This window comes from Streptomyces sp. OfavH-34-F (genome assembly GCF_022347745.1).
Classification (GTDB): domain Bacteria; phylum Actinomycetota; class Actinomycetes; order Streptomycetales; family Streptomycetaceae; genus Streptomyces.
Genome location: NZ_JAKRGC010000034.1, coordinates 21,197 through 32,802, shown reverse-complemented (window position 1 = coordinate 32,802; position 11,606 = coordinate 21,197). Strand labels below are relative to the sequence as shown.

Sequence of the window (11,606 nt, the reverse complement as noted above, 5' to 3'; positions counted from 1 at the left end):
GGCGGTGTGCGGGGTGGTCGCCAGCGGGCCCAGGACGGCGACGGCCTCGGTGAGCGCGGGGGTGGCGGGGCCGCAGCGGTGCAGGCAGGCGAGCACGGCGTGGTGGTAGGCCTCGCCGGGGCGGGCGCCGGGGTCCTGGAGGAGGGCGCGCAGCAGCAGCGGGTTGCCGCCGGACGCGCGGTGCAGCCGTTCGGTCTCGGCCTCGTTCCGGTCGGGGAGCGTGGCCCGGACCGCGTCGGGCGTGAAGCGTTCGAGGCGCAGCCGCGAGAAGTGGGGGAGCCGCAGCAGTTCGGTGCGCAGCAGCGGGTCGTCGCCGTGCTCGTGGACGGACTCGGTGAGGGCGAGGAGCACCTTGGCCCCGCGGGTGCCGCGGGCGAGGTGGAGCAGGTAGCGGCCGGACAGCTCGTCCACGTGGTGCAGGTCGTCCACGCAGACCACCACGGGCGCGGTGGCGCTCAGCCCGCGTACGGCGGTCGCGAACTGCCGCATGGCTCCGACCCGGCCGGCGTCGGCGGGCGCCGGCGGCAGGGGCGGCAGGGGCGGGAGGGTGCCGGGCGGGGCGTCGGCGGTCAGCTGGCGCAGTACGCCGAGCGGATGCCGCCTTTCCTCGGCGGTCGCCATTCCGCGCAGCACCAGAGCGCCGTGTTTTTCGGAATGGGTCGCAACGGTCTCCAGGAATTCACTTTTCCCACATCCCACCGCTCCTTCGATGAGCAGCAGTCCTGAATTCCCTTCTCCGCATCCTTCGATCAGTTCGTCCAGAAGAGAAAATTCTTCGGCGCGACGGAACAACACCATGAGATCCCCCATGCCCATGTTCCGGCTCTCGGCGAAGAATCGGGAATGCGAACCGGATACAGGACCGATCGAGCGGCGCTTGAGGGACAATCGTGAATCACGGCAGGGGTGGGCCGCGACGCTCCCGCGGTGGCCGGAACCTGCCAGTCAGGAATCCCCGGCGGCGGCCGGGAAGATCCGGCGGGGCGCCACCCCTGTCTGCCCCCGGTGACGGCGCTCCCGGGGGTAGCCGACCGAGACCTCCTCGAAGCGCACGCCGTCGTACCACGTGGTGCGCGGGATGTGGAGGTGCCCGTACACGACGGCGGCGGCCCGGAAGCGGGTGTGCCAGTCGGCCGTCAGCTCGGTCCCGCACCACTGGGCGAACTCGGGGTGGCGCAGGACCCGGGTGGGGGTGCGGACCAGCGGGAAGTGGTTGACCAGCACGGTGCGCAGGGCGGGGTCGCAGGCGGCCAGGCGCCGCTCGGTGGCCTCGACGCGGGCCCGGCACCAGGCCTCCCGGGACGGGTAGGGGTCGGGGTGCAGCAGGAACTCGTCGGTGCACACCACCCCTGCCTCATACGCCTGTTCGAGCGCCTGCTCCTGGGTGGCGGCGGTGGGCGTGCGGAAGGTGTAGTCGTACAGCAGGAAGAGCGGGGCCACGACCAGCGGGCCGCCCGGTCCGGACCAGACCGGGTACGGGTCCTCGGGGGTGTGGACTCCGTACGAGCGGCAGATTTCGACCAATCGGCGGTACCGGGCGTCTCCACGCAGCGGCACAGGATCGTCGCGCAGGGTCCACAAGTCGTGGTTTCCGGGGGCCCAGATGACCGTCGCATAGCGGCGGGCGAGCAAATCGAGCACCCAGCTCAGATCGTCGGGCGACTCCCCGACGTCGCCGGCGACGATGAGCCAGTCGGCGGGGCTGTCGGGAAACAGCTCCTCGACGATCCGGCGGTTCTCCGGGAATGCGACATGGAGGTCACTGATGGCCATGAGGTTTCCGTGCGCCATTCGGCCAGGCTAGATCGGGCAGGGTGCCCGTGAACACCCCACCACGACCCCGTAGTTGACGCCGGGCGGACGGCCCGGGGCCGGTCCGCCGGGGCGTAGCAGGGCCATGGCAAGGGCGGTGCGGGCCGGTGGCAGCCCGGCCGCAGGCCCGCGGCGCCCGGTCGCGCGGATGGCAGCGGACTGGCAGAAAAGGCCCCTCCGGCGGGCCGGCCGGCCCGGCCGGGGGCCGGTTCGGTGGCCGGTGCGGGGCGGCGGCGGGAGCGTGGGAGGCGTCCACCCGACACCCCGCCCCGGAGGAACGCCGTGCTCACCGAGCTGCTGCCGTCGACCGTCGCCACCGCCGAGGCCACCGCCGACCCGGCCGAGGTGTTCCTCTTCCCGGAGGAGGAGTCCCTGATCAGCAACGCCGTCCCCAAGCGCCGTCGGGAGTTCGCCACGGTGCGGTGGTGCGCCCGGCGGGCCATGGGGGCGCTCGGGGTGGCGCCGGCCGCCGTGCTGCCGGGGCGGCGCGGGGTGCCGCAGTGGGCGCCCTCGGTGGTGGGCTCGATGACGCACTGCGCGGGGTTCCGGGGGGTGGCGCTGGCCCGTGCGGAGGACTTCCTCTCGGTGGGGATCGACGCCGAGCCCAACGCCCCGCTGCGGCCCGGCGTGCTGGAGTCGATCGCGCTGCCGCAGGAGCTGCGGCGGACCCGTGAGCTGGCGTGGGCGCTGCCCGAGGTGGCCTGGGACCGGCTGCTGTTCTCCGTCAAGGAGGCGGTCTACAAGACGTGGTTCCCGCTCACCGGCCAGGAACTGGACTTCACCGACGCGCTGGTGCGGGTGGACGCGGCGCAGGAGACGTTCACCGCGCGGCTGCTGCCGGCGCCGGAGGAGCTGTCCCCGGCGGGCCCCACCTCGTTCAGCGGCCGCTGGTCGGCGCGGGACGGGGTGCTGGTGACCGCCATCGCGGTGCCCGCGCGCCGGCCGTCCGGGGCCGTACACGGCGACGCTCCCCGCATGTGCGCTGCGGGGAGCATCGGCTGAGTCGAGTACGGGCGCGGCCGGGCGGATCACACGCCCCAGCGGTCGTCCAGCGGCCGGTACTCCCCGGTCCGGACTATTCCCGGAGAGACCGCGTCCATCGCACTGACCTCGGTTCCAGCCGATGTCCCCTGCGAAAGGCCCGACATGAACTGTCCCCCCAGAACGGCCAGAAGTATACCCATCAGCAAAGTCAAGCGAACGATGGATTCTTTACCATAACTTGCCATTGCGACTCCCCTCGGTCGACGAATGAGACTTACCTCCGCCTCCTTGCTCACCCGAAACCTCCGGCTTCGGAGGTTCCTGGCGACGGGAAAAAGAGTCTCGGACGCCGATGATTCGCGCCAAGGGCTTCACGTTGGCGTAAAGTTACGTGGCAGCAATTACACCGACCAGTGGGGGCTGGCGTGTTCCAAGGGGAGTACGCGGATTCGGGCTTTGCCGAACTGGATGACGTGAGCGCTGCGGCATACGGTCTGGCGGTCGAGTGCGGTCGCTTCGACCGGGACCGGATTGCCCACGACCTGTCCCTCACCCACGACGAGGTCGCCCGTGTCGAGAGCGTGCTCGTGGGGGTCCGGCTGCTCCAGTCGGTGCCCGGTCACTCGCACCAGCTGACCCCCGTCACCCCCGACGCCGCCGCCGCTTCCCTGGTCGGCCCCGCCGAACGGCAGATACGCGACCTCCAGCAGGCCGTCACCGAGGTCCGGGCCAAGCTGATGTCGCTGACCCCCCTGTACTTCGAGGGCCGCCGGGTGCGCAATCACCTGGAGGCGTTCGACATCATCAGCGATCCCGCCCGCATCCAGGCCCTGCTCGACCATTTCGGGCAGACCTGCAAGAGCGAGCTGATCACCGTTCAGCCCGGCGGCGCCCGCCCGGCGGACCTGCTCGACGACGCCAGGGCGAGCGCGCTCTCCATCCTTTCGCGCGGGGTGCGCATCCGGACCATCTACCAGCACACCGCGCGCAACGACCTGGCCACCCGCTCCTACGTCCGCGACGTGACCGTGCAGGGCGCGGAGGTCCGGACCGCCGACGAAGTCATCGACCGGCTGATCATCTACGACCGCGAGGTGGCGTTCCTGCCGGAACGCTCCGCCCGCGAGGACAGCCCGGGGGCGGCCGTCGTCCGCGAACCCACCCTCGTGGCGTTCCTGTGCTCCGTCTTCGAGTACCTGTGGGAGGGCGCCACCCCGTACGTCGTGGAGTCGCAGCGCTCCCCCGCGTCCACCGACGAGCTGAAGTGGTCGATCATCCGGCTGATGACCAAGGGCTACAAGGACGAGATGGTGGCGCGCCGGCTCGGCATGTCCGTCCGCACCTGCCGCCGCCACATCGCGGAGATCACCGAGGAGTTGGAGGCCACCAGCCGATTCCAGGCGGGTTACAACGCCGCCCGCCAGGAGATGCTGACCGGCGACCCCGGCCGCCTGCTCCCCTGACGCGTACGGGGCGGGGCGCGAACCCGGAAGCGGGGCGGGGCGCGTCGCGCCGCGCCTCACGCGCCGCCGCCCCCGTGCTCCGCCTCGTCCAGCGCCTCCGTGATCGCGTCGACGCAGTCCTGGTCGAGCATCGTCGTGACATGGGCGTCCTGCAGCTTGCCGAACCCCGCGTCGTACACCGCCGCGCTGACCACGTAGCCGTCCTCCAGCGGAAAGGTGCGGAAGGTCCACTCCTCGCCGGTCCCCGGCGTGCCGTCCGGGCGCTGCACCCGCACCGGCCGCCCGTCCGGGCCGAACCCGAACTCGGTGAAGCGGAACTGCATGCCCTGCCCGATCGCCTTGGAGTACGCCTCCTTCAGCGTCCACAGCCGCACCAGCGCGCCGTTGCGCTCCTTCTCCGGCACCCCGGACAGCAGCACCGCCTCGTACGGCGTGCAGATGTGCCGGACCAGCCCGCCGCCGTACATGTCGCGGTCGGCCCGCTCGGCGTCCACACCGATCAGACCGCAGGTCGTCAGCCCCACGAGCAGCAGGTCCTCGGTGTGGCTGAGGCTGATGTCGATCTGGTCGCAGCCGCGCAGATACGGGCGCCCGGTCGGCCCGTACGCCAGCTCCAGGTCCGCCGGCTCGCTGGCCAGCACCGCCCCGGCCGCGTGCTTGAGCAGCATGCGCGAGGCGACGTACCGGTTGCGCACATCGGAGTGGGTGAGGTCCAGGTAGCGCGTCCAGTCGCGGCCGAGGAGTTCGCGCAGCCCGTCGCCCGAGGGCACGGCCGGCTCCAGGTCCTTCAGCCAGGCGTAGGCCAGGGCGGTGCCGTGCGCGGTGAGATCGTCCTTGACTCTGTTCCACGAGTCACCGCCGGGAACCACGGCGACGGGCTCACCGAGCGGTGAGCCGAGCGTGATATTGCCCGGGGCGGTCATCCGTACTCCTTCACGAGGGTGTGAATGTCCCGGAGGCTCCCCGCCTCCAGCAGACGGTGCACCGGTACGCGGTGGCCGGACTCCTCCAGGAGGGCCACCAGCCGAAGCAGGTTCAGCGAGTCCCAGCCGGGCACGTCCGTGAGCGCCAGATCCGCTCCGGCGGGGCCCTCCACGTCCAGGCCCAGATCGTCGCCCACGACCCGCAGGAACGCGTCGAGGCCCCTCAGGTCGTCGGCGCTCATCGGGATGCCTTTCCGGACTCGGTGACGCGTATGTGGTCGGGTACCCCCGGCAGCACCGTCAGATCGTGGCGGTACTCCGCGGCTCCGCCCCCGCTCTCCCCGGGCCCGGAGGGACGGCGGGCGACGAACCCGCAGGAGGGGTAGAGGTCCCCGGCCCGGCCGTTACGGGCGGTGGGTACGTAGCGGGCGCCTACGGCGTGCAGGCCGAGGCGCCGGGCCCTCTTCAACAGTACGGCGACGAAGGCCCGTTCGACGCCCCGGCCGAGGACCCGGCAGCTCAGCCACAGGTTGTCCAGCCGCCACTCCCCCGGGGACCGGCCGATCAGCACGGCGCCGACCAGTCCGTTGTCCCCGAACCGGTCGGCGGTGCGCGCCACCAGCAGCTCCCGCCCGGCGTCGGCCGCGAGGGCGGTCACGGCGGCCTCGGTGAGCCCGCCCCCGGCGAGGTTGAACTGGTTGGTCCGCAGGGTCAGCTGGGAGATCCGGGCCGCCTCGTGCGGACGCGGCGGACCCACGTCGAGGCGCAGTTCCAGGGCGCGCAGATACTCCTCGTGCGAGCCCGCCCCGGCGTGCAGCTCCCGGCGCTCGCGGCGGGCCCGGTACTCACCGGTCCTGGCCCGGTCCTCGTCGGTCAGGCTCAGGGTGTCGAACCAGCCGTCCGCGAGCAGCCGCCCGATGTGGGTGGCCGGCTCCTCGCCGAGCGGTACGACGGCGACCCCGGGCAGCCCGTGCCGCACCTGCTCCCGTTCGGCCGGCGAGTCGTCCGCGAAGACCAGGGCGTCGGTGGACAGGTCGAGCCCGCGGGCGATGTCGGCCAGGTTGCCGTCCTTGGGCTCCCAGTTGGCGTGGACGGCGACGAAGTCCCGCTCCCGCAGCACCGGGTCGGGGTGGTCCGCCAGCACCCGTGCCACGTCGGCGGCGTCGTTCTTGCTGCTCACGGCGAGCAGGACGCCCTGGGAGCCGAGGTGCCTCACACAGGTCTGGAAGGCGCCGAACGCCTCCCCGCGCAGTGTTCCGGCGGCGGCGATGCCGTCGGGCCCGTCCTCGGCGAGGATGCCGTCCCACAGGGTCTGGTCGAGGTCGAGCACCAGGCACTTGCGGGTCGCGCCGCGCAGCGCCCGTGCCAGGTGGGCGACCTCCCTGGCGTAGCCGGCCAGCAGCCCGGCGCCGAGCCGGACCTTGGCGTACCGGGCGAGACAGGGGTCGGTGACGGGTCCGCCCTCGCCCGTCAGCGGGTCGAGGTCGATGACCACCAGGCCCGGGAAGCGTTCGGTCAGCCGCAGCAGCGCGGCGTTGAACTCCCGCCACACCGCGCCCAGCCGGGCCCGGGACCGGTGGTCGATGAGCCGGCGGCTGTACTCCAGGGGCAGCGGCAGGGTGTTGACGACCAGGGTGCCCGGTGCCTGCGCGGCCAGCACGGCGCACCGCTCCAGCGCGTCGGCGGCGGCCGACTCGACGTCCTCCGGCCGCCATACGCCGGGCACCTGCTCGAACACCGTCTCGGCGTCCAGCAGGCAGAGGGTGAGGTCGGGGGCGGCGGTGTGCAGCTCGCTCCCGGTGTCGGTCAGGTCGCGCAGATAGGTGCCATGCTCACCGAGGACGGCGCGCAGCAGCAGGCCGTGGCGGGCGAGTTCACCCCGGAGCGGGTCGAGGACCTGGCCGACCGTGGACTGGCCGGTGACGGCGACCGTGACGACCGGGGTCGCCGGGTGGTGGGCCCGTACGGCCTCGGGGTCGACGGCGGCGAGCAGCCGGCCGGCCGCCGCGGTGTCCGCCCGGCCCCCGCCGGGCTCCTCCTGGGCGAGGGCGGGGGCGACCTGGTCGTACGCCTTCTCCAGCAGGCCGCGCTTGCGCAGGTCGCGGAGGCGGTCCAGTCCCGTGGTCATCGCCACCTCACACCTTCTCCAGGGCGAATCCGGCCCTGATCCAGCGGCTGGACTCCACGCACAGGCCGATCGCCCGGTCGCCCTCCGCGAGTTCGGGCACCAGCCGGTCGAGCTGGAGGAAGGGCAGCGCGTTGCCGGTGTTTCCGGTGTCGGCGACGCAGGACACCTTCCGGGCGGGACAGTCGGGCAGCCGCTCCACGATGCGGGCGGTCATCCGCTCGGAGAGCTGGGGCGGCAGCAGGAACCCGATGCCGTCCAGGTCCCAGCCGAGCCCGCCGAGCAGGTCCCAGAGGATCTCCGAGGCGATCGGCGGCACATGCTCCTCGATCGCCTTGTAGTCCTCGGCGAGCATCGGCCGGTCGGAGTCGCGGTCGGTGGTGCCGTACCAGTCGAGGAGCTGTCCGGGCCGACGGCCGCGTCCGGTCCAGGAGTTGAGCACGGAGCGCACGGCGATCCGCTCACCCTCGGGTTCGGCGGTGAGGACGGCGGCGCCGGCCCCGTCCCCGAACAGCACGTAGTTGACGAGTTCGCTGCTGGGGATCTTCGCCGCGTCCTGCCGGGGCGACAGAAAACGGTGCGTGACATCGCCGCCGATCACCAGCCCGGCCTGCCGCCCGCCGGCGATCAGGCTGCGGCCCAGATCGAGGGCCTGGACGGCACCCGAACAGCCCGCCTGGATCTGGTAGACGGGCAGATGGTCGAGGCCGAGCCGGTCCGCGACCTCGGTGGCGGTGGTGGGCAGCAGGGTGTCCGGCGTCGCGGTGGCCAGCACCAGGAACTCGATGTCCGCGAGGACGAGCCCGGAGGCCCGCACCGCCTGCGCGGCGGCCTCTGCGCACAGGTCGGCCAGCGAGCCGCGCACCTCTCCGGTAACGGGATCCCAGCCGAAGTAGCGGGTCCGGGTGCCGACGAAGAGGTCGATCCACTCCTTGCTGGCGCCGAGCAGCCCGGCGAGCGTGGCGTTGTCGACCGGGTCGCCGGGCAACGCCGTGCCGGTCGCGGCGATATGGACGTCGGTCATGCCGACCTCGCCATGATCACGCCGTCCAGGAACGCGGCCAGCGAACCGACCGAGCGCAGTGCGGGCAGCATCTGCTGCACGGACACCTCTCCGACCCTCGGGAGCCGGGCTTCCACCCGGTTCTTGAGCTGCATGATCATCACCGAGTCGAAACCCAGGTCCTCATGGAAACGGGCCTCGCGCACCACGCGTTCCGTGGGGTAGCCGCCGACCTCGGTGACGGCCTCGACCACGGCGACGAGCACGGGGTCGTCACCGCCGGCCTCCTCGTTGGGCGTTTCACGTGAAACAGCGGGCGTCTCGGGCCGCCGCTCCGTACTCGGCCCGGCGGAGGCCGGGGACCGGTCCCAGTAGCGCTGTGCGGAGGAGAAGACATACGGGGCGAGCGGTTCGTGCACGCGGTGCTCCGGCGCGTACAACTCCTCCCAGACGGGGTCCAGTCCGCAGCGGTACAGGGCGGCGACGGTCTCCGCCAGATCCTGTCCGGTGCCCTCGGGCCCGGGTGCGGGGTGCAGGAGTTCGGCGCCGCCCAGGCTTCCGGCGCGCGCGGCGATCCCGGTGAGCTGGGGCCGGGGCCCGATCTCGATCAGATGGGTGGGGGCGATGTCGCGGACGAGGGCGCCGAGCGCCGCGTCGAAGAGCACCGGCTCCTCCGTCTGGCCCGCCCAGTACCCGGCGTCCATCGGCTCGTCGCGCAGCATCCGGCCGTACCGGGTGGAGGCCACCGGCAGCGCGGCGGGAGCGGGGTTCACGGCAGCGGCGCGCAGCCCGGCGGCGACCGGAGCCATCCGGGCGGAGTGGAACGCGTACGGGGAGGTCAGCGCCCGGGTCCGGATGCCGAGCCCGGCCAGCTCCTCGCCGACCCGGGCCAGCGCGTCCAGCGGGCCGGACAGCACCGTGTCGGCCGGGCCGTTGACCGCGGCGACCACCACATCGGGCTCTGCCGCCAGCGCCGGGGCCAGCACCTCGGCGCCCGCCGCGACGGCCGTCATCCCGCCACCGGACGGCAGCGCCGCCGTGAGCCGGGCCCTGCGGACGACCAGCCCGGCCGCCTCGTCGAGCGTGAGGACTCCGGCGGTGACGGCGGCGGCGTACTCCCCGAGACTGTGGCCGAGCACGGCGGCCGGGACGACGCCCAGGTCCGTCAGGGTGCGCGCGAGGGCATAGCCCACGGCGAAGAGGGCCGGCTGCACCAGCTCCGGCGCGCCCGCTCCCTCCGGAGGAACGGCGTCGCCGAGCACCGCTTCGCGCACCGAGTGGCCCAGCCGGGCGGCCAGCGCCGCGTCGGCCGCGTCGAAGTGGCGCCGGTACGCCGAGGATTCGCGGTACAGGCCCGCCGTCATCGCGGGGTACTCGCTGCCCTGCCCGGTGAAGAGGAACGCCACCACGGGGCGGCCCCAGGGCCGGTCACCGACCGGATGCGGCTCGCCCGGCGCGGGGGTGCGCAGCTCCACGGCCCGGCGCAGTCCGGCCACGAGTTCGCCGGTGTCGCGGGCGGTGAGCGCGAAGCGGTGCGGCAGCCCGGTCTTGACCCGGTTGCTGCTCCGGCACAGCGCCGCGGCGCCGCCCTTCGGCAGTGCGGCGAGCGCGTCGGCCTGGGCGGCGAGATTGCGGCGCAGGGCCTCCGGGGTGTCGGCGCTGACCGTGAACACCCCGGCCGCCCCGGCGCGGTGGGACCGGGTCCGGGCCGCGCGGGGGGTCCTGGGCGCGGTGGCGAGGACGGCGTGGGCGTTCGTCCCGCCCATCCCGAAGCTGCTGACCCCGGCGAGGGTCTCGCCGCGCGGCAGCCGGACCGGGGACTTCAGCAGCCGCAGGCCGCGCTCGCCGAGCCGGAGCCGCGAGTTCTCGTGCTCCGCGAAGAGGCTGGCGGGGACGATCCGGTGGTGCAGGGCCAGCGCGGTCTTGATGAACCCGGCGATCCCGGCGGCGCCCTCGGTGTGCCCGAGGTTTCCCTTGACCGAGCCGATGGCGCACGGCGCCTCGCGCGGGACGCCGTGCACCGAGCCGAGGGCCGCGCACTCGATGGCGTCCCCGAGGACAGTGCCGGTGCCGTGGGCCTCCACGAAGGCGACCTCGGCGGGGCCGACCCCGGCGCGCCGGTAGGCGGCGTTCAGGACGCGCTCCTGGGACCAGCGGTTGGGGGCGATCATGCCGTTGCTGCGGCCGTCCTGGTTGACGGCGCTGCCGCGCAGCACGGCGTAGACCCGGTCGCCGTCGGCGACCGCGTCCTCAAGGCGGCGCAGCACGACCAGGCCGACGCCGTCGCTGCGGCCGATGCCGTCCGCCTCGGCGCTGAACGGCTTGCAGCGCCCGTCGGCGGCGGCCAGCCCGAGCTGCCCGTAGACCAGTCCGAGCGAGGGCGAGAGGACGACGTTGACCCCGCCCGCCAGCGCGGTGTCGCACTCCCCGGCCAGCAGCGCGTTCGCGGCGAGGTGGACGGCGACCAGCGAGGAGGAGCAGGCCGTGTCCACGGCGAGGCTCGGGCCGTTGAGGTCGAAGTGGTAGGAGATCCGGTTGGCGGCCATGCCGGCGCTGCTGCCGGACCCGAGCAGCGGGGTGACCCGGTCGAGGTCGCTCATGGTCAGACGGCCCCACTCGCCGCCCATCACCCCGACGAACACCCCGGTCCCGCTGCCCGCGAGGTCACCGGGGGCGCGTCCCGCGTCCTCCAGGGCACGCCAGGCGCAGGGCAGCAGCAGCCGCTGGTGCGGGTCCATCGCGGCGGCCTCGCGCGGCGTGATCGAGAAGAAGTCGCTGTCGAAGACATCGGCGTCGTCGAGGAAGCCGCCGCTGTCCCCGGCGGCGGGGAAGTCGCGCGCCTCCCAGCGCTGTCCGGGGACGCGCCCGATACCGCTCCGGCCCCCCATCAGCAGGTCCCAGTACGCCTGTACGCCCGCCGCCCCGGGGAACGCGCAGTCGATGCCGACGACGGCGATGTCGCCCATCAGCTCTGGTCCCGCACGGGGGCCGTGTCCGCCGGGCCGTCCGGCAGCACCGCGGCCAGATGGCGGACCAGGCCGTTGACGGTCGGGAAGTCCCACAGCAGGGTCGGCTCGACGTCCAGGCCGAACTCCTCCTCCAGGTCGCCGCAGAGGCTGAGCGCCGCCACCGAGTCCATGCCGTACTCGGCGAGCGGCACGGACGGGTCGATGGTCTCGGGCGCCCGCCGCAGGTAGAGCGCGAGGCGGGCCGACAGCCAGGTGTACACGCCGTCTTCCTTCGCGGTGTCGGCGGCGAGGGTGTGCCGGCCGGTGGGAATGGTCATCGCGGACTCC

Annotated in this window: 10 protein-coding genes; 2 read left to right on the top strand and 8 right to left on the bottom strand. The window is 73.4% G+C overall.

From position 1 onward, the window contains the following. Together MHW47_RS08720 and MHW47_RS08715 are read right to left on the bottom strand one after the other, a co-directional pair. On the bottom strand, nucleotides 1-798 hold a 798-nt coding region (locus MHW47_RS08720; protein ID WP_239222064.1), incomplete at its 3' end, for an ATP-binding protein. A 147-nt stretch (nucleotides 799-945) separates the two neighbouring features. After that, entirely contained in the window at nucleotides 946-1,773 is an 828-nt protein-coding gene (locus MHW47_RS08715) for a metallophosphoesterase (protein WP_239222062.1), read from the bottom strand. A 321-nt stretch (nucleotides 1,774-2,094) separates the two neighbouring features. Here MHW47_RS08715 and MHW47_RS08710 point away from each other — a divergent pair, with 321 nt between their 5' ends. After that, nucleotides 2,095-2,814: a 4'-phosphopantetheinyl transferase superfamily protein gene (locus MHW47_RS08710; protein ID WP_239222061.1), complete on the top strand. Its 720-nt coding sequence runs from the start codon at nucleotides 2,095-2,097 to the stop codon at nucleotides 2,812-2,814. A 455-nt stretch (nucleotides 2,815-3,269) separates the two neighbouring features. Further along, nucleotides 3,270-4,259, top strand: a complete 990-nt coding sequence (locus MHW47_RS08705; protein WP_239222060.1) for a LuxR C-terminal-related transcriptional regulator — start codon at nucleotides 3,270-3,272, stop codon at nucleotides 4,257-4,259. A 56-nt stretch (nucleotides 4,260-4,315) separates the two neighbouring features. Here MHW47_RS08705 and MHW47_RS08700 read toward each other — a convergent pair whose 3' ends face one another. Genes MHW47_RS08700 through MHW47_RS08675 form a run of 6 tightly spaced genes read right to left on the bottom strand, consistent with a single transcriptional unit; the run spans nucleotide 4,316 to nucleotide 11,596 of the window. Continuing rightward, nucleotides 4,316-5,182, bottom strand: coding sequence for a 4'-phosphopantetheinyl transferase superfamily protein (locus tag MHW47_RS08700; RefSeq protein ID WP_239222059.1), 867 nt, complete (start codon nucleotides 5,180-5,182; stop codon nucleotides 4,316-4,318). Further along, a complete protein-coding gene (locus MHW47_RS08695) occupies nucleotides 5,179-5,424 on the bottom strand; it encodes a phosphopantetheine-binding protein (RefSeq protein ID WP_239222058.1) in 246 nt (81 codons plus the stop codon). Before MHW47_RS08695 ends, MHW47_RS08700 begins: the two co-directional genes overlap by 4 nt. Then, entirely contained in the window at nucleotides 5,421-7,310 is a 1,890-nt protein-coding gene (locus MHW47_RS08690; protein WP_239222057.1) for an HAD family hydrolase, read from the bottom strand. The genes MHW47_RS08695 and MHW47_RS08690 overlap by 4 nt, the downstream gene beginning before the upstream one ends. 7 nt (nucleotides 7,311-7,317) lie before the next feature. Then, the gene (locus MHW47_RS08685; RefSeq protein WP_239222056.1) at nucleotides 7,318-8,331 is read right to left on the bottom strand and encodes a 3-oxoacyl-ACP synthase III family protein; all 1,014 of its coding nucleotides are present in this window, start codon (nucleotides 8,329-8,331) and stop codon (nucleotides 7,318-7,320) included. Further along, nucleotides 8,328-11,276, bottom strand: coding sequence for a type I polyketide synthase (locus MHW47_RS08680; protein ID WP_239222055.1), 2,949 nt, complete (start codon nucleotides 11,274-11,276; stop codon nucleotides 8,328-8,330). The genes MHW47_RS08685 and MHW47_RS08680 overlap by 4 nt, the downstream gene beginning before the upstream one ends. Then, nucleotides 11,276-11,596, bottom strand: a complete 321-nt coding sequence (locus MHW47_RS08675; RefSeq protein ID WP_239222054.1) for an acyl carrier protein — start codon at nucleotides 11,594-11,596, stop codon at nucleotides 11,276-11,278. Before MHW47_RS08675 ends, MHW47_RS08680 begins: the two co-directional genes overlap by 1 nt. Nucleotides 11,597-11,606 lie beyond the last annotated feature (10 nt).

Bases quoted from the DNA above. Each gene is read 5' to 3' on its own strand.
- MHW47_RS08685 (WP_239222056.1), bottom strand. From the start codon at position 8,331: ATGACCGACGTCCATATCGCCGCGACCGGCACGGCGTTGCCCGGCGAC.
- MHW47_RS08690 (WP_239222057.1), bottom strand. From the start codon at position 7,310: ATGACCACGGGACTGGACCGCCTCCGCGACCTGCGCAAGCGCGGCCTG.
- MHW47_RS08680 (WP_239222055.1), bottom strand. From the start codon at position 11,276: ATGGGCGACATCGCCGTCGTCGGCATCGACTGCGCGTTCCCCGGGGCG.
- MHW47_RS08715 (WP_239222062.1), bottom strand. From the start codon at position 1,773: ATGGCCATCAGTGACCTCCATGTCGCATTCCCGGAGAACCGCCGGATC.
- MHW47_RS08695 (WP_239222058.1), bottom strand. From the start codon at position 5,424: ATGAGCGCCGACGACCTGAGGGGCCTCGACGCGTTCCTGCGGGTCGTG.
- MHW47_RS08675 (WP_239222054.1), bottom strand. From the start codon at position 11,596: ATGACCATTCCCACCGGCCGGCACACCCTCGCCGCCGACACCGCGAAG.
- MHW47_RS08700 (WP_239222059.1), bottom strand. From the start codon at position 5,182: ATGACCGCCCCGGGCAATATCACGCTCGGCTCACCGCTCGGTGAGCCC.